This window comes from Sphingobacterium pedocola, assembly GCF_015209965.1.
Taxonomy (GTDB): Bacteria; Bacteroidota; Bacteroidia; order Sphingobacteriales; family Sphingobacteriaceae; genus Sphingobacterium; species Sphingobacterium pedocola.
In genome coordinates this window covers 183,392-201,030 of record NZ_MU158693.1, presented here as the reverse complement: position 1 = coordinate 201,030, position 17,639 = coordinate 183,392, and the positions used below count along the sequence as shown (strand labels likewise).

The following is a 17,639-nucleotide window of genomic DNA, read 5'->3' as shown; positions in this document are numbered from 1 at the left end:
AAATGCCAATTTCTATTTAATGCGCGCTATTGTAGGATAACGTCTGATAGTTAAATTGGTTTCATTTTATTTCTACATTAAATCAACAATTGGTACAAAATCCGGAATTGCTTATTTTGTATTTTAGCAGCGAAATGAAAAATACTAAAAAAAACAAATATAGAAAAATGTATATCTTCTTTATTATAATTGCTGTTTTGCTGGGAGTTGGTGTCGTTTTTTTAAAACATCCACTCTTTGGCAAAGCAGCCTCGGGAGAAAGACTTCAGCGCATCAAACAATCTAAGAACTTTCGCGATGGTGAGTTTCAGAATCTCGCACATACACCTGCAATGGCAGAAGGTGTTACCTATTTTAGCGTAATAAAGGAATTATTATTTGCTAACGTAAAAGAGGCTTATCCCATTGATAGCGTTCCACATGTAAAAACGGATTTAACTGAGTTACCGGCGGATATGGATGGATTAGTCTGGTTCGGGCATTCGTCTTATTATATGCAGATAGATGGAGTGAAATTTTTGGTCGATCCAGTATTTACGAAGAATGCTTCGCCTCTTTATGGTACGAATAATGCTTTTAAAGGAGCGGATCTGACACTATCCGGCGATATGCCGCATCTGGATTATTTAATCATTACGCATGACCATTACGACCATTTAGATTATACCACATTTCAACAACTTAAAGATAAGGTAAGTCATATTATTTGTCCTTTGGGAGTTGGAGCACATTTGGAGTTCTGGGGATATCCCTCTAAACAGATAACGGAATTAGATTGGTACGAAACTGTTGAACTAGAGCATGGTATGTCGCTTACTTCTACACCGGGGAGGCACTTTTCGGGCAGAAGCTTTAAAAGAAATCAAACGCTTTGGACATCGTATGTGCTAAAAACGACCAATCTAAAGATATTTGTCGGTGGAGATAGCGGATATGGTACGCATTTCAAGATGATTGGCGAGAAATACGGGCCATTTGATTTGGCGATTTTAGAGAACGGACAATATGACTATAAATGGAAGTATATTCATATGATGCCCGAAGAAGTATTGCTGGCAACGATTGATTTGTCCGCTAAACGTGTGTTACCGGTTCATTCGGGGAAATTTAAATTGGCTAACCATCCGTGGAAAGAACCTTTGGAAAAAGTGACTTCGTTGAACGACGAGGGTCCGAAACTCCATGTAATAACACCCAAGATAGGAGAGTTGGTTGATTTTCGAAATGAAAATCAGGTGTTTGCACGTTGGTGGAAGTAGGGCTGAAAATAAAGAAGGTGGTTTTTAACCACCTTCGAATAGTATTAAAGACCGAGCTTCGATGTAATTTCTTTTTGGATAGAATTTTTATGGACCAAAATTGAAATCGTTTTGTAGCGCACAAATTCTTTTGTTACATACATATATCCTTTATAATCATTGGATTCGCCCCATGAATTTTTAACGATATAGTATTCTTTTCCATGTTGATCTTTTACTATTCCTACTATGTGCATACCATGGTCATCCGTTGTTGAGTAATCATCAAACGCAGCTTGACGTTGCGCAGGAGTAATTTTCGCTTCTGGTTTTGGACCATTAAACATACTTTCCTGTTCTTCTTTTGTTAGCTGTTCAATAGGTTTTTCAGGGACATATGCAACGCCATTTTTCCAGCTAAAGGACTTTTCTGAAACATCAGATGCCCAAGCCACTGTATATCCGTTCTGCAAGGCATTATCAATAATGTTTGTCAAATCGTTGATCTGCACGTTATAAAAACGCTCAAAAGACCAGTTATCTGGTATTAATAGAACAAATGGTTTGTAATACGCGTAGGCATCAAATGATGATATGCCTATATAGTCGTCTGGATTGATACCTACTATTTGGTCGGCCCATGTGCGGGGGGTGTACGTCTTGCCATTATACTGAAACTCTGTAGGAGGAGTTCCTAAATAAGCGTCCATCACTCCCGTTACCGCATTTTGCCACTTGGGTGTTAATTTTTTATTTTTTACAATATTCTCGTTCATGCCTTGAAGGATATTGCTCATTTCCGAAAAATTGTTTCGGGTCTGTCCCTCTTGCAGCCCGGTATATACCTCTCTAGGTACAGCTCCATATTGACGGAATATCGTTAAAACATCATGTAATTGACCACCCTCGCCTTGAGCTTGATCACCATGTAGCCTTACATAGTTTTTGGCTTTCTCGAGATAAGTATAATAGGCAGTAAAAATCTGGGAAATCTCAACAGGTTGTTTTCCCATTCGAATCATTTCAGATTCAAGGAAAGAGTTTCCCGAATAGGACCAGCATGTACCCGATGAACCTTGATCTTTAATAGAAGTATTTCTAAGGTTGATAACCTCAGTGAACGTAAATCCTTCCTTACTTTTATCACTTACGTTCGCTTTTAAAGCATTAATTAGGTTGTCCTGTGCATATGATTGAGCCGTACATACAACTAATGCAGCGGCAGCTAATAGAGATTTTCTCCAATTCATAACTTCTTAAATTTAATTCGCACGAATATAGTTGATTGAACAATTATTTCATTGTTGTTTTTGTAAAAATATTATTATGAGTCCTCCAATCCATTTATTAATGGAAGCTGAATGTAGAAAGTTGTTCCGACATTTAATTCGGTCTCAAACCTAATATTTCCACCCATTCCATCAATAGTTTGTTTTACAAAGGCGAGTCCTAATCCCGTACCGGAGCTTTTAGTGGTGAAGTTTGGTCTGAAGATATTGGGTAAAGCATCATCAGCAATGCCTAAACCGTTATCCTTAACTTGTACTTCTATCCAGTAATCGGGCATAGAATAAATTAGAATAGTAATCCGATGTTTGCGTTTTGTAGGACTAGCTTCAATAGCATTTTTGATCAGGTTATTAAATGATCTTAATAATTGGTTGCGATCACCCAATACAATGATTTTTTTTAGGTTGGTATTATTAACCAATTGAATAAGTGTATTGTGATTATTGTTATATAAATCGATAGATTTTGATATTTTTTCAATTAAATTAATTTCAACTAACTTAGTCTCAGGTAGCTTTGCGAAAGCTGAAAATTCGGAGGCAATACGTGATAAGGCATCTATTTGTTCGATAAAAGAAGTAGATATGCGTCCGAATCGTTCCTCCAATTTAGGGTCTTTTTCATAGAAAGATCGGCTAAGCTGTTGAATACCTAATTTCATGGGAGTAAGCGGATTTTTGATTTCGTGCGCAATCTGTTTTGCCATTTCTCGCCATGTTATCTCGCGCTCCGCATTCCGAAGTTGTTTGGCATTTTCTTCGAGCTTGACTAACATGTAATTATATTCTTTAATTAAGGCCCCTATTTCATCATTTTTCTCCCAATATAGTGGTTCATTTGGTTTGCCACTTAGGTTAGTTTGAGATAACTTTTTGCTTATAATATTTAGTGGCGCGGTAATTTTGTTGGAAATAAAAGCTGAGAAAAATGCAAATGCTATAATAATAATGGTATAGATATTCAGAATGGTATTTAGAATAATATTCTGATTCGACGTATCTTCCTTTTTAGCCGCATAGTAAGGAACGCTTAAGTATGCTATTGTTTGGTATTCGCTGTTACGAATGGTAGAATAGGTCGCAGAATATTCGAAATTTGCGATCCTTTCCGTGTGTAATGTTTCTGTTTTTTTTAGCACATTTAGATCAATATAGGCATCTTGATTAATGTACTCAGATAATAATTTTTGATCGTAAATCTTAGATTGTGTTGAGTAAATCAATTTCCCATTCTTGTTGTATAAATTAAAGTCCGTTACGAGAATATCGGTAAGATACTGAAGAATACCTTCTAATCGATCAAGGGGAACTGTATTGGAATAGGATATTGTGTTCTCTATTCGTTTACTGATTTCAGAAATATAATTCAACCTATCATTTTTCTTGTTGTTTTCGGATTGATAGCTTATGCTAAAAAAGGTAATAATACCGGAAATAATTATAGCAAATAATACCGATGCAATTACTAGCGTTTGGATGCGCGTACTATATTGAATATTACTGAAGAGTAATCGGAGTTGATATTTTAGATTTTTGAATCTAAACCTCCTTGAGCTGAAAACAGCATATATTGAATTCAAGAATTTTAATATGGTCGTGGAAATGTATAAAATTAAAAAAGTAAGTGACGCCACTGCTATAAATTCCCAATAGGATTGAAAGGGTTTACTTACAATAATGGTCGTGAATGAATTCGGTTTATACAACATATGATGGAATCCAAAACTATCATTTAACTTAATAAATTCGTTTTCATTTTTAGGATATTCTTTATCCGTGTTTGGATAAGTGAATTTTCCGTTTTGGGTAATGAGCGATCCATTTTTGTATAACGCAAAACTATCTTCATTGATATTCTCTTGATTAATAAAGTCTAGTCTATTGTCTGTTAAAATAACGGGATAGGGAATAGTTGGACTAAATGCCTTGTTTTTAAAATTTAGAAACAACAACACGGTTTGTGTTTCACTAATAGGTAAGGCTATTTGAGCAAAATACTCATGTGTCCCGATTTCACTCGCGACTTTATAAAAGTATTCCGTTGCATTTAGACGAGATGATCTGCTAATTACTTTTTCTCGATATTCGTCTATTTTGTTTTTGTTGTAATTTCCCAGCGAATTATTGTCAAAATAATAATAGCCTTGGAATTCATATTTGGAGAGGTATCCACTTAGATATTGTCTTTTTATATAATCATCGATAAAGCTAACTTCTTTAGAGGGGATGCCTAAAGTAAAGAGATGTTTTAGTTTTTGATCATTAAGGATTTCGCCTTCTATTTCGCTGAAAAGTGTAATGGCATTTATATCATCTTCTGCTTCTAGATTGGTCAAAATAAGCTTCATTTCTTCCTCTTGATTGACTTTCCAAGCCTCTGTGTATTTTATCGTAGAAATAAATGCAATCAATACCAAAGCAGCAATATGAGAAGAAAAATTGTTCTCGTGTATCTTGTGATTATCAAAGGACCTGATCATGATCAATAGCCCCAAAATGATATTAAATAAGCTGTAATCTTCGCATAGCGCTGAGATGATAATCGCTTGTACCAATACAAATAATTGAATATTAAGATTGGCGGTCGTTTTTTCTATTATTTTTTTCCCCAAGTCTAGCACCAGATCGGAGAAGGCAACTAAGGACAATATATTTATACAATAGATGGCAACAAATACAAAAGTAATAGAGTTTAGGTCTAGTAAATGGGTTAGGTCATTGTTCCTTACAGAAGTATTTGTCGTTAACGTGTTCAGCTGAAAAAAAACGCCATTAAAAAGAACATACAATAAGGAAAGTAGTAAATAATAGACCACTATTCCCTTAACTGTTTTTATCATCGATTGGGGGACCGTAAGAAATTTTTTAATGGAAATAAGGTAGCAAATAAACCATAGCATACTTATGCTATTGATAATAAAGGCCCACAGATGAGGGAAGAATCTGTTATATGCGTAGTATTTCGGGTCAAAAATCGCTAAGCTTGAATTCTGTGCAAGCCAATTTGTTTCTAGATCCACTAAGCGTATTCCAACGATAACTGCAGCAAACAATAATGCGGACAACCAGCCTCTGCCTTTTTTCGCCAATTCATAGCAGATGCTACTCATTAGAATGATAAAAAGCAACGTGCCGAAAATCCAGCAAATAAATTGAATTTGAATATAAATGTTATTGTGTTTTCCGGGTTTTAGTTTTACGGAAAATAGATAAGTTTTATTTTTGGAATAAATATTCCGAATGCTTCCGGTATCATTAAATTCCGCAATTTCTAAATTCTCCGTTTTTAATATCCAATCAAGAAAAGAATTTTTTAGATATTCATTATTCGTATTAAAATTTCTTTTGACAGGTAAGAGAGCAAGCACGGTGATCTCACTGTCTATTTGTTTTTGTTGAACGATGAATGAACGATTATCAGATTTGATGAAATTTATATCGTTTTTTAGCCCGTTGTGCGTCTCCGGTACGTATACATTCGAAACCCAATAAACAGGCTTATTGTTTTTATAGATGTAAAGATATATAGATTGTTTAGTATACATTTTAGCATACTCTCTCACCTGGAGGGGATATCTTTCAAAGTTGCTCAGTGTTTTTAATAGTAGCGTATCCGAGAAAATTTTATCAATGATATCCTCTTTCTGATGAATATTTTTGGTGAGGGTTTTGGTATCAAGTTCCAGAAGATCCTCTTTACTCACTCGATTGTGAACTGTAATGGCCGTTGCAACGAAACATAAGGTAAGAAGAAGTAATAGAATTCGAATTTTGTATCCCATTTTAAGATCGGCTATGCTATTAAACGTAGTAAACTTAGATAAAATGCTTTGCATTCACGAATACCAGATAGAAAAAAATACATTTCGTAATTTGCCTTTATATGCAATTATAATCGTGTTGAATATAAAGGCAAATTATTCATAACGATATGTTCAGAATCGCATGAATGAGCGCTACGCGGTTTTCGATTTACCTACGGTGAGCTCGCAAGCTCGGTTCTCCTGTGCCTTCGAAAACTTAGCTACAGAGGAAATATAACTAAAAAAGTCCTCGTAAATACTTTTACGAGGACTTTAAATAATTTATAAAGAAGAAATTAATTATGAATATCTTCTTCTCTGAAGAATTTTGCGGTCAAATATTCTCTATTCATACGAGCGATATTTGTTAATTTAATACCCTTCGGACATTCCGCTTCGCAAGCACCTGTATTTGTACAGTTACCGAAACCTTCTGCGTCCATTTGGTCGACCATAGCCTGAGCGCGCTCGTAACGCTCGGTTTGACCTTGAGGTAACAAGGCAAATTGAGATATTTTGGCCGATACAAAAAGCATAGCAGACGCATTTTTACATGCAGCTACGCAAGCTCCGCATCCGATACATGTAGCCGATTCGAAAGCTTCGTCTGCAATACGTTTCGGGATCAAGATATTGTTTGCGTCCTGAGTTCCTCCGGTATTTACATTTACATATCCTCCCGCTTGTTGGATACGATCAAATGCGGTGCGGTCTACCGCCAAATCTTTTAACACTGGGAAAGCCGAGGCTCTCCATGGTTCGATGACGATAGTTTGTCCGTCATGAAACGAACGCATGTGAAGTTGACAAGTGGTGATTCCGTATTTAGGTCCGTGAGGGCGTCCGTTAATGACCAACGAACACATACCACAGATTCCTTCCCGACAGTCATGATCAAAATATATGGGATCTTCTCCTTTACGTGTTAGATCATCGTTTACGATGTCAAGCATCTCCAAGAAGGACATATCATCAGCGATGTCATTTGCTTGAATAGTCACGAACTGACCTTTCGATTTGTCATTTTTTTGACGCCATACTTTTAGCGTTAAATTCATATGTGCACTCATATCTGTATAGTATTGAGTATTGAGTAGTGTGTATTAAGTACCGTGCATGCCTTTTGGTGGAATGTTAAGCATAGAAATATTCTATACTTTGCACTTAATACTTTGTACTCCATACTATTTATAACTTCTTTGTGTTAACTTAACGTTGTCGAATATTAATTCTTCTTTGTGAAGTACTTCCGGTTGATTATCGCCTGTATATTCCCATGCAGATACATACGTGAACTCTTCATCGATACGCAATGCTTCACCTTCTTCCGTTTGTGACTCTAAACGGAAGTGCCCTCCACAAGATTCGCTGCGATTTAAAGCATCATCCACCATTAGTTCTCCTAGTTCGATAAAGTCGGCCACTCGACCGGCTTTTTCAAGAGACATATTTAATTCTTCGTTTTCACCTAAAACTTTGACATTACTCCAAAATTCTTTTTTCAATTCTTGAATTAGTCCTTTCGCTTTGGTTAGTCCTTCGGCTGTACGCGCCATACCACAGTATTCCCACATAATGTGACCTAACTCTTTGTGGATATCGTCAACAGTTTTTTCCCCTTTTAGTGCTAATAATGCATTAATATTCTGTTCTACTTCTTTACGGGTCTGCTCGAATGCAGGATGGTTTTTATCTATCGGATTGAAATTTCCTAATTTTGCCAAATAGTCTCCCACTGTATATGGAATGACGAAATAGCCATCTGATAATCCCTGCATTAATGCGGAGGCTCCTAATCGGTTAGCGCCGTGATCGGAAAAGTTACATTCTCCTAATGCGTAAAGACCAGGTACTGTCGTCATCAAATTATAATCTACCCATACTCCACCCATCGTGTAATGCACTGCAGGATAAATACGCATCGGTTGCTTGTACGGATTTTCGTCAGTGATTTGGTAGTACATATCAAATAAATTACCATATTTGGCACGTACGGTGTCTTCTCCCAAACGTTGGATAGCATCTGCGAAATCCAAAAATACAGCGACACCTGATTTACCTACGCCACGGCCATCGTCTACTGCTTCTTTTGCATTTCGGGACGCCACGTCGCGAGGAACTAAGTTACCAAATGACGGGTATTTGCGCTCTAAGAAGTAATCTCTATCGTCTTCCTTAATATCCGCGGCCTTCAATTCTCCTCTTCGCAGTTTCTCAGATAGTTCTTTTGTTTTAGGAACCCATACACGGCCGTCGTTACGCAATGATTCCGACATTAATGTCAATTTGGACTGGTGATCGCCTGTTACAGGAATACAAGTAGGGTGAATTTGCGTATAGCAAGGATTTGCAAAAAAAGCTCCTCGCTTGTGGGCTCTCCAAGCCGCCGTTACATTACATCCCATGGCATTTGTAGATAGAAAGAATACGTTTCCATATCCACCAGTGCACAATAATACGGCATGTCCTTCGTGCGCTTCAATCTTGCCCGTTACCATATCACGCGTGATAATACCACGTGCTTGACCGTCAATCTTCACTAGATCGAGCATCTCATGGCGTGTGTATGACTGTACTTTTCCTTTTTGAATCTGACGATTTAATGCGGAATAAGCACCCAACAACAGTTGTTGACCAGTCTGGCCACGCGCGTAAAACGTACGGGATACTTGAGCTCCCCCGAATGAACGGTTGTCTAGTAATCCACCATATTCGCGCGCAAAAGGGACACCTTGTGCAACACATTGATCAATAATATTTGTCGAAACTTCCGCTAAGCGGTATACGTTAGCTTCACGTGCACGATAATCGCCTCCTTTGATCGTGTCATAGAACAAACGGAATACGGAGTCTCCATCATTTTGATAATCTTTTGCTGCGTTGATACCACCTTGCGCTGCAATAGAATGTGCGCGGCGAGGGGAATCTTGATAACAAAAAGTCTTTACATTGTAACCCAATTCTGCCAACGAAGCGGCAGCGGAAGCTCCGGCTAAACCAGTACCAACAACGATAATTGTGAATTTACGTTTATTAGCTGGATTAACGAGCTTCATTTCAAATTTATGTTTGGACCATTTTTCAGCCAGTGGGCCTGCAGGTACTTTTGAATCTAACATATTCTTTATTTATTTTAATAGATATAGCGTAATACGCTATCTTAAAATACTACTTAATGAAATAGAAATATAACGGCATTAATGCAAATGCGACAGGGATAATAACACCAAATATCCAAATACCTAAGAATCGGATGATAGGGACATATTTCTTATGGTTAAAACCTATAGTCTGAAATGCCGAACCAAAACCATGTATTAAATGGAATGCTAACGCTGCCATGGCAATAACATATAAGGCGACCAGCCCTATGTTTTGAAATGCAAAATCCACTTGCTTATACAAGTCGCGGGCCTTTGTTACCTCTACGCCATTTTCAGTGATTACCGCATACTCCGTGAAGTCACTGGCTTGCAGCTCGTGGGTCGTTACAGTTCCTGTAGAAAGGTCTTTATGATATTCTACATACGGCACCTGATCGTTATGATACTTCCACCAAAAATTTTGCAAATGCGTAGCTAAAAATACTAAAATGATAGTACCTAATATACCCATATTCCGAGAATTCCATTTACTGTTTGATTGCCCGTCATATTGTTTGTATCCAATAGGTCTGGCTTTTCTATTATTCATGGTCAATACTATTGCATAAACAGCATGGATGATAATAGAAGCATAAAGTAAGTAAGAAACTACTTTAATAGGTGTGAAGTGTGTCATGAAATATGCATAATTATTAAATGCATATCCGTCATCGCTTTTAAATAACTGCAAGTTACCGATCAAGTGAATAACCAAGAACGTACATAAAAATAGTCCTGTTAAGCTCATGATCAGCTTCTTCCCAATAGAAGAACTTAAAACTGGCTTCGATTTACTACTCATTATCCTTATAATTTATTTTAAGTGCAAAAATATCTATTTATCTTATAATAAATCCTGTTATAACGCAAAAAACCTATAATTTAGAATTGTTCTAATTTCGATGTGTAAAAAAAGGCCGAATGCGCTAACATCCGACCTTATCCGTCTTTATATCCCTTAAAATAGAGCTTACAAAAAGGCGTAGCCTACACCTATAGACCACATCCTTATTTTTTGATCAGGAGTGGCATTTTGCCCTATATTAGTCAGGCCGTGTTCATAGCGTAGATCTACCGTAAAGCTGCTTACATCTACACCTAGACCGCCAACTATCCCTGTTGAACTTTTTTTGTAGTCTTCCCAACGCGTAACGTTGTTTATTTTAATTTCGCCATCCTGCGCAAAGGAAAATACAGGCCCCGCTTGAATTCTGAATCCTAACGGACCCAATCCAATTCTGGTTCCTAATAGGATTGGGACATCTAAACTCTTGAATGTACCTTCGCCATCCTCTGAGTTTTCTGTAATCCCGACTCTTTTGCTGGCAAAATAAGCTTCTGGTTGAACGTGGAATCCTGCGATGCCTACACGCCCCCATACACCCAGTTGATAGCCGGTTTTCGTATCGGAGTTGAATAATTTGCCTTCTGAATGTAGAGAGGAGAAATTGAGAGCACCTTTTACGCCCAGTTTAAACGATGGAAGTAATTGTGCCTGCGAATAGGTTACTGATAGTACGCATACAATTGCTGCAAGTATTAGTTTTTTCATGTGATAAGTGTTAAATTAGCAACTAAAATAAGAATTAATCCTTAATTGACATAAATGATTATAATATGATAACGTTTAAAATCTCAGATTCTGATTGGGAAACATTAAAAATAAAATTACAACGAAAATATAACCACCTTACAGATGCTGATTTGCACTATCAAGAAGGTGAAGAAGAAGAGCTTTTAAACAGGCTCGCAGGTAGGTTGCGTAGAGATAGGGATTATGTTCTCTTTACACTTTCTAAAGAATTGAGTGACTTAGACAGTAATAGGTTGTAACGGACATGGAGCAGATAAGTTGGGCAGATTTTGAAAAAGTTGATCTTCGTGTAGGTACAATTGTAGAGGTGAATGACTTTCCCGAAGCACGTAAACCAGCGTATCAACTTCTTATTGATTTTGGAGAAATAGGCGTTAAAAAATCCAGTGCTCAAATTACGGGACTGTACACCAAAGAAGAATTAATAAACCGGCAGATTATTGCAGTTGTCAATTTTCCTATAAAGCAGATCGGTAAGTTTCTGTCCGAATGTCTGGTCACTGGATTTGAAGATGAGAATGGAAATATCGTGCTCTCCAGCGTAGAGCGCCGGTTACCGAATGGCGCTAAACTGAAATAAAAATGCGAATTTATAATTTTGAAAACGAACCGTCTTTGTCGACAGACGAATTGTATATGAAAGAGGCGCTACGTTTGGCTCAGCGTGCATTTGAAGAGGATGAAGTGCCGATCGGTGCTGTAATTGTTTCACAAGGGAAAATCATTGGAAAAGCCTATAATTTGACTGAGCGCCTAAATGATGTGACGGCGCATGCGGAAATGCAAGCGTTTACCGCCGCTTCTAATTTTATGGGGGGGAAATATTTGAAAGACTGTACATTGTACGTGACAATAGAACCTTGCGTAATGTGTGCAGGAGCATCCTATTGGACGCAGATATCTCGAATTGTGTATGGTGCGAAAGATGAGAAGAGAGGTTTTGCTAAATTTAGCCAACAGATTATTCATCCTAAGACAGAAATAATTGGAGGAGTGATGGAAGAAGATTGTGCAACATTAATTAAATCATTTTTTCGTAATAAACGCTGATTTATCCATAAAATGACGAGCTGGACAAACAAACCTCGAACGAAATTTGTTATATTCGTGCATTCAATTTTAAAAAAATAATAAACATAAACGTTAAAACTATGGCATTTGAATTAGAAGCATTACCATATGATGCAGGGGCATTAGAACCACATATTGATAGAGAGACCATGGAAATCCACCATGACCGTCACCATCAGGCTTATATCGATAACTTAAATAAAGCTATCGCCGGAACGGATGCTGAAAATGCATCTTTGGAAGAGATCCTTAAACATGTAAGTAAGTATTCGCCAGCTGTTCGTAATAATGGAGGAGGACACTTCAATCACAAGTTGTTTTGGTCTGTTTTAGGACCTAATGCAGGTGGTGCTCCTACAGGCGAATTGGCGCAGGCTATTGATGAGACTTTCGGATCTTTTGATGAATTAAAAAAGAAATTGCAAGAAGCTGGAGCAACCCGCTTTGGTTCGGGCTGGTCTTGGCTAATCGTTGGTGAAGATGGTAAATTAGCGGTTACATCTACTCCAAATCAGGATAATCCGTTAATGGATGTGGCTGAGGTAAAAGGTACTCCGGTTTTTGGAATCGATGTATGGGAACACGCTTATTATTTGAAGTATCAAAATAAACGTCCAGCTTACCTAGATGCAATTTTTAATGTTGTTAATTGGGATGCGGTGGCACAAAATTATGCTTCTGCTAAATAATAATTTTAGAAGGTTAAAGAAGGCGATATAGTATTCTATGTCGCCTTTTTTATTCTCGTAATATTTAAGTCAAGTAAGATGAAAAAGATAGGATTGCTGTTGTTGTTAATGCCAGTTTTAGGATCTTGTCAAAATATGAATTCGAAGACAATGGAAATTAAACACGTTAAAAATATGGAAAATGCGTCGAATACGGCCATATTGGCTGCTGGATGTTTTTGGTGCGTGGAAGCGCCATTATTGTTATTAGACGGTGTAGATACTGTAGTATCAGGATATATCGGTGGTCACGTGTCGAATCCGAATTATACGCAAGTCTCAATGGGTAATACAGGGCATGCCGAAGCCGTTATGATAAAATTTGACCCTTCAAAAATAAGCTACGATGGATTATTGGAAGCCTTTTTCTTAGTACATGATCCCACACAGCTTAATAGACAAGGTAATGATGTAGGAACGCAGTATCGTTCTGCTATCTTTCCGTTAGATGAGGAGCAGGAAAAAAAAGCACGATATTATATTGAAAAATTAAACGAGGCTAAAGCTTATGATGGCGTAATCGTTACCACGATCGAGAAAGCCACGGAATTTTATAAGGCCGAAGATTACCACCAAAATTATTATGAACTGAATCCGAATGAAATGTATTGCAGGTTAGTTATTAAACCAAAAATGGACAAGTTTAAAAAGGTATTTGCAGATAAATTAAAATAGGAATTATTACCCAATTATGAAGGCGATACAATTTACTGTTCCCGTGTATGGGGATGATCTGTTTGCCCTTTTGGAGGATAAGAAGGATAATTTTTATGGCTATTATCATCGGCACGAGGAACTTCAAATTACCTATATTCTGAAGGGGAGGGGAACCATCATGATTGGTAACATTGTTCAATCTTTTAATCAGGACGATGTATTCATCCTGAAACCGAATGAACCGCACATGTTTGATAAATACGGAGCCCAAAAAGTGACAGAGGAAGATACGATTCATGCCATTCATTTATTTATCAATCTCGATAGGATGACCAAATTTTTTACATTGGCCGAATTTGCAGATCTCAGTACATACTTTCTACAACTAGATGCAAGTAAGAGAATAGAGTCATCTGTTGCTCGGTCTTTTCGAGGTAATTTTTTAAACTTATTGCACAAAGTAGGGATCCCGAGGTTTACTGAATTCATAACACTTTTGCATACCCTTTTGCAATATCGTAATGCCAGCATATCCTTGTATTCCGGTATCCGAAATTTGATTTATTCAGATAAAGACGGAGAGCGGATAAGTTCTGTGTTCAAATACACCTTAGACAATTTTGATCATGACATTAGCATTGGTGAAGTTGCTTCTTTGGTTTATATGACTCCCACGTCGTTTTGTAAGTTTTTTAAAAAACATACGATGAAAACTTATATTGGTTTTCTGAATGAAGTTAGAATTGAAAAAGCCTGTCAGCTTCTCCTTAACAAAAAGACTGAAAGTATTTCAGAAACGGCCTTCAAGGTAGGGTTTAATAATATTGTTCACTTTAATCGCGTTTTTAAGCGTATTATGAGGCTTTCTCCCCATAGTTACATACAACTGCACACAATTTCGTAAGCTATTTATTACTAATACATAACATAATTTGCCTTTTGGCTGATCCCCCAGAAATAGTTTATTGCGCCATTGAAGTAAGATGTGTTGTGCTTGTTAAACCATGTCTTTGTTTTTTTTGATCTGTATGTTAGTATGTTATGAAGGGTTCGGTGTGCTATGTTCAATCGCTATATTGTTTTTGCGATATATTTGTTTATGGATAAAATAAGTTAAGTGATGGACAAATGTGGTATACCCGGGGAATCAACTATGATGTAATTTTACATAAACAAAAATAGAATTATGTTAAAAGGTTTTTTTAATGTTCCGGCTCCTGCAAATGAGCCAGTATATACATACGCTCCGGGGACGAAAGAAAGAAGTTTATTAAGAGCAGCTATTTCCGAGGCGAGAGCAAATGAAATCGACGTTCCGATGTATATCGGTAGCGAGGAAGTTCGTACAGAAAATAAGGTGAAATTAACCCCTCCACACGATCACCAGCATGTATTGGGATATTATTCTCAAGGTACAAAATCACATGTGACGGATGCTATTAATGCTGCGTTAGCAGCTAAAGCAGATTGGGAGAACCTGCCGTGGGAGCAACGTGCGGCTATTTTCTTGAAGGCAGCGGAATTGGCTTCTACTAAATACCGGTATAAGTTGAATGCCGCAACGATGCTGGGGCAATCGAAAAATGCGTATCAAGCTGAAATCGACTCGGCATGTGAGTTTACTGACTTTTTGCGTTTTAACGTGCAGTATATGAGCGAGATTTATGCACAACAACCTCCAGCAAATAGTAAAGGTATATGGAATCGCGTCGAACAACGTCCATTAGAAGGTTTTGTTTTTGCATTAACACCGTTCAATTTTACAGCTATTGCGGGTAATCTGCCTTCGTGTGTAGCGATGATGGGAAATGTGGTCGTATGGAAGCCTTCAAATACACAAATCTATTCTGCGAATATTTTAATGCAAATTTTTAAAGAAGCTGGTCTGCCCGATGGCGTAGTCAATTTAGTATACGTGTCTGGACCAGATGCGGGGGATGTTATTTTCAAACATCCAGATTTCGCGGGTATCCATTTTACCGGTTCTACGGGGGTATTTCAAAATATTTGGAAAACAATTGGACAAAATATTCATCTCTATAAAACATATCCCCGCATCGTAGGAGAGACAGGCGGTAAAGATTTTATATTAGCCCATCCTTCTGCGGATTTGGCGGTATTGAATACTGCTTTAGTGCGTGGAGCATTTGAATATCAGGGACAAAAGTGTTCAGCGGCATCACGTGCCTATATTCCTCAATCGCTATGGTCGCAATTACAGCTGTCTATGGAAAAAGACATTAAATCTTTCAAAATAGGTGGAACCGAGGATTTTGGTAATTTCATTAATGCTGTCATTGATGAAAAAGCATTTGACAAGATTACGAAATACATCGATAAGGCAAAAGACTCTGCGGACGCAGATGTAGTTATCGGTGGCACTTATGATAAATCCAAAGGGTATTTTATTGAACCAACTGTTATTCTAGCCAAAACACCGGATTATGAAACATTATCTGAAGAATTATTTGGTCCTGTATTAACGATTTATGTTTATGAAGACAAGGATTGGAGTGAGACGTTAAAATTAGTCGATAGCACATCGATTTATGCACTGACAGGTGCTGTAATTTCTCAAGATCGTTATGCTATCCAAGAAGCGACACATGCGTTACGTAATGCCGCTGGTAACTTTTATATCAATGATAAATGTACTGGTGCAGTGGTAGGTCAACAGCCTTTTGGAGGAGCACGCGGTTCGGGTACTAACGATAAAGCAGGTTCGATGATTAACTTATTGCGTTGGGTATCTCCGCGTACAATCAAAGAAACGTTTACTCCGGATACGGATTATCGGTATCCGTTTTTGAGTTCTGAAGATTAGATAGTATAAATGAAAAAGCGACCAATGCATGCACTGGTCGCTTTTTCATTTATACTGGAATGAAGTTTATTCCTCCTTACCTAAAACAGATTGATCTAAATTGACTCCGCTAACTTCTGCTCTGATCTTAGCTTCTATTTCATCGCTAAGATCTGGGTTGTCTAACAATAAAGATTTCACCGAATCACGGCCTTGGCCTAGTTTTGTATCACCATAGCTAAACCACGATCCTGATTTTTTGACAATGCCATACTCTACTCCCAAATCGATGATTTCGCCAACTTTAGAAATACCTTCTCCGAACATGATGTCGAATTCAGCTATACGAAAAGGAGGCGCTACTTTATTTTTTACAATTTTTACTTTTACGCGATTTCCTGAAACCTCGTCTGCATCTTTGATTTGTGAAGTACGACGAATATCCAAGCGTACTGACGCATAGAATTTTAACGCGTTACCACCTGTTGTCGTTTCAGGGTTACCAAACATTACACCGATTTTTTCACGTAATTGGTTAATAAAGATACAACAGCAATTTGTTTTGGAAATTGTACCGGTTAATTTACGTAACGCCTGCGACATTAAACGCGCTTGAAGACCCATTTTTGAATCGCCCATTTCCCCTTCAATTTCCCCTTTAGGAACTAAAGCAGCAACAGAATCGATGACAATAACGTCAATTGCACCTGAGCGAATCAGATTGTCTGCAATTTCTAGTCCCTGTTCACCATTATCCGGTTGAGAGATTAAGAGATTTTCAATATCAACGCCTAACTTCTGAGCATAGTACTTGTCAAAGGCATGTTCAGCATCAATGATTGCGGCTATACCACCTTTTTTCTGAGCCTCTGCGACAATATGGGTTGCTAAGGTCGTTTTTCCGGAAGATTCGGGGCCGTATATTTCGATCACACGTCCTTTCGGGACACCCCCAATTCCTAAAGCGATGTCTAATCCCAATGAACCGGTGGAAATAGATTCAATAGGTTCTACAGCCGAATCGCCTAGTTTCATTATTGCGCCCTTACCGTACGTTTTGTCCAGTTTATCCAATGTAAGCTGTAACGCTTTTAACTTGTCTTCTTTACTCATATTATTAGTATTTATAAATCAAAAATAGTATATTAAAATTGTATAACCAAATATAATACTAAAAAAATTAGCTCATTATTTTTATCTAATAAAGATAAGGTCTAATTCAGATAGTTAAACGAATTGTTGAAAAGTTTATTCATTTTTCACAAAGAAACTCAGTTAATCCCCCAGACAGATTTTTCTGATGCCCTTACTAT

Annotated in this window: 15 protein-coding genes; 8 read left to right on the top strand and 7 right to left on the bottom strand. The window is 37.5% G+C overall.

Annotated elements, in window-relative coordinates; genetic code table 11:
* The first annotated feature begins 134 nt into the window (after positions 1–134).
* Positions 135–1,259: an MBL fold metallo-hydrolase gene (locus tag C4F40_RS20485; RefSeq protein ID WP_196941290.1), complete on the top strand. Its 1,125-nt coding sequence runs from the start codon at positions 135–137 to the stop codon at positions 1,257–1,259.
* A 44-nt stretch (positions 1,260–1,303) separates the two neighbouring features.
* Here C4F40_RS20485 and C4F40_RS20480 read toward each other — a convergent pair whose 3' ends face one another.
* The 6 genes from C4F40_RS20480 to C4F40_RS20455 all read right to left on the bottom strand — a co-directional run bounded on the left by C4F40_RS20480 (position 1,304) and on the right by C4F40_RS20455 (position 11,025).
* The gene (locus C4F40_RS20480; RefSeq protein WP_196941289.1) at positions 1,304–2,488 is read right to left on the bottom strand and encodes a C1 family peptidase; all 1,185 of its coding nucleotides are present in this window, start codon (positions 2,486–2,488) and stop codon (positions 1,304–1,306) included.
* A 74-nt stretch (positions 2,489–2,562) separates the two neighbouring features.
* Complete coding sequence (locus C4F40_RS20475; protein WP_196941288.1) at positions 2,563–6,309, bottom strand: sensor histidine kinase; 3,747 nt, start codon at positions 6,307–6,309, stop codon at positions 2,563–2,565.
* 317 nt (positions 6,310–6,626) lie between these two features.
* Positions 6,627–7,400: a succinate dehydrogenase/fumarate reductase iron-sulfur subunit gene (locus C4F40_RS20470; RefSeq protein WP_196941287.1), complete on the bottom strand. Its 774-nt coding sequence runs from the start codon at positions 7,398–7,400 to the stop codon at positions 6,627–6,629.
* A 114-nt stretch (positions 7,401–7,514) separates the two neighbouring features.
* The gene (locus C4F40_RS20465) at positions 7,515–9,449 is read right to left on the bottom strand and encodes a fumarate reductase/succinate dehydrogenase flavoprotein subunit (protein WP_196941286.1); all 1,935 of its coding nucleotides are present in this window, start codon (positions 9,447–9,449) and stop codon (positions 7,515–7,517) included.
* Positions 9,450–9,498: 49 nt separating this feature from the next.
* Entirely contained in the window at positions 9,499–10,275 is a 777-nt protein-coding gene (locus C4F40_RS20460) for a succinate dehydrogenase cytochrome b subunit (protein ID WP_196941285.1), read from the bottom strand.
* A 168-nt stretch (positions 10,276–10,443) separates the two neighbouring features.
* A complete protein-coding gene (locus C4F40_RS20455) occupies positions 10,444–11,025 on the bottom strand; it encodes a porin family protein (RefSeq protein WP_196941284.1) in 582 nt (193 codons plus the stop codon).
* A 65-nt stretch (positions 11,026–11,090) separates the two neighbouring features.
* Here C4F40_RS20455 and C4F40_RS20450 point away from each other — a divergent pair, with 65 nt between their 5' ends.
* The 7 genes from C4F40_RS20450 to pruA all read left to right on the top strand — a co-directional run bounded on the left by C4F40_RS20450 (position 11,091) and on the right by pruA (position 16,347).
* The gene (locus C4F40_RS20450; RefSeq protein WP_196941283.1) at positions 11,091–11,306 is read left to right on the top strand and encodes a hypothetical protein; all 216 of its coding nucleotides are present in this window, start codon (positions 11,091–11,093) and stop codon (positions 11,304–11,306) included.
* 5 nt (positions 11,307–11,311) lie between these two features.
* The gene (locus C4F40_RS20445; protein WP_196941282.1) at positions 11,312–11,647 is read left to right on the top strand and encodes a tRNA-binding protein; all 336 of its coding nucleotides are present in this window, start codon (positions 11,312–11,314) and stop codon (positions 11,645–11,647) included.
* A gap of 2 nt (positions 11,648–11,649) precedes the next feature.
* Positions 11,650–12,117 carry a nucleoside deaminase gene (locus C4F40_RS20440; protein WP_196941281.1) on the top strand — a complete coding sequence of 156 codons (468 nt, stop codon included), beginning with the start codon at positions 11,650–11,652 and terminating at the stop codon, positions 12,115–12,117.
* A 101-nt stretch (positions 12,118–12,218) separates the two neighbouring features.
* Positions 12,219–12,827, top strand: a complete 609-nt coding sequence (locus tag C4F40_RS20435) for a superoxide dismutase (protein WP_196941280.1) — start codon at positions 12,219–12,221, stop codon at positions 12,825–12,827.
* Positions 12,828–12,905: 78 nt separating this feature from the next.
* Positions 12,906–13,541, top strand: a complete 636-nt coding sequence (gene msrA, locus C4F40_RS20430) for a peptide-methionine (S)-S-oxide reductase MsrA (protein ID WP_196941279.1) — start codon at positions 12,906–12,908, stop codon at positions 13,539–13,541.
* A gap of 16 nt (positions 13,542–13,557) precedes the next feature.
* Positions 13,558–14,427 (top strand): AraC family transcriptional regulator, encoded by an 870-nt coding sequence (locus C4F40_RS20425; protein WP_196941278.1) that lies wholly within the window; start codon positions 13,558–13,560, stop codon positions 14,425–14,427.
* 282 nt (positions 14,428–14,709) lie between these two features.
* Positions 14,710–16,347, top strand: a complete 1,638-nt coding sequence (gene pruA, locus C4F40_RS20420; RefSeq protein ID WP_196941277.1) for an L-glutamate gamma-semialdehyde dehydrogenase — start codon at positions 14,710–14,712, stop codon at positions 16,345–16,347.
* Positions 16,348–16,413: 66 nt separating this feature from the next.
* Here the strand turns inward: pruA and recA are convergent, their stop codons facing one another.
* Positions 16,414–17,439 (bottom strand): recombinase RecA, encoded by a 1,026-nt coding sequence (gene recA / locus C4F40_RS20415; RefSeq protein ID WP_196941276.1) that lies wholly within the window; start codon positions 17,437–17,439, stop codon positions 16,414–16,416.
* Between the last annotated feature and the right edge of the window lie 200 nt (positions 17,440–17,639).

Excerpts from the sequence above, each read along its gene's own strand:
- pruA (WP_196941277.1), top strand. The coding sequence starts at position 14,710 with ATGTTAAAAGGTTTTTTTAATGTTCCGGCTCCTGCAAATGAGCCAGTA.
- C4F40_RS20440 (WP_196941281.1), top strand. The coding sequence starts at position 11,650 with ATGCGAATTTATAATTTTGAAAACGAACCGTCTTTGTCGACAGACGAA.
- C4F40_RS20435 (WP_196941280.1), top strand. The coding sequence starts at position 12,219 with ATGGCATTTGAATTAGAAGCATTACCATATGATGCAGGGGCATTAGAA.
- C4F40_RS20475 (WP_196941288.1), bottom strand. The coding sequence starts at position 6,309 with ATGGGATACAAAATTCGAATTCTATTACTTCTTCTTACCTTATGTTTC.
- C4F40_RS20445 (WP_196941282.1), top strand. The coding sequence starts at position 11,312 with ATGGAGCAGATAAGTTGGGCAGATTTTGAAAAAGTTGATCTTCGTGTA.
- C4F40_RS20465 (WP_196941286.1), bottom strand. The coding sequence starts at position 9,449 with ATGTTAGATTCAAAAGTACCTGCAGGCCCACTGGCTGAAAAATGGTCC.
- C4F40_RS20480 (WP_196941289.1), bottom strand. The coding sequence starts at position 2,488 with ATGAATTGGAGAAAATCTCTATTAGCTGCCGCTGCATTAGTTGTATGT.
- C4F40_RS20470 (WP_196941287.1), bottom strand. The coding sequence starts at position 7,400 with ATGAGTGCACATATGAATTTAACGCTAAAAGTATGGCGTCAAAAAAAT.
- C4F40_RS20425 (WP_196941278.1), top strand. The coding sequence starts at position 13,558 with ATGAAGGCGATACAATTTACTGTTCCCGTGTATGGGGATGATCTGTTT.
- C4F40_RS20455 (WP_196941284.1), bottom strand. The coding sequence starts at position 11,025 with ATGAAAAAACTAATACTTGCAGCAATTGTATGCGTACTATCAGTAACC.
- msrA (WP_196941279.1), top strand. The coding sequence starts at position 12,906 with ATGAAAAAGATAGGATTGCTGTTGTTGTTAATGCCAGTTTTAGGATCT.
- C4F40_RS20460 (WP_196941285.1), bottom strand. The coding sequence starts at position 10,275 with ATGAGTAGTAAATCGAAGCCAGTTTTAAGTTCTTCTATTGGGAAGAAG.
- C4F40_RS20485 (WP_196941290.1), top strand. The coding sequence starts at position 135 with ATGAAAAATACTAAAAAAAACAAATATAGAAAAATGTATATCTTCTTT.
- C4F40_RS20450 (WP_196941283.1), top strand. The coding sequence starts at position 11,091 with ATGATAACGTTTAAAATCTCAGATTCTGATTGGGAAACATTAAAAATA.
- recA (WP_196941276.1), bottom strand. The coding sequence starts at position 17,439 with ATGAGTAAAGAAGACAAGTTAAAAGCGTTACAGCTTACATTGGATAAA.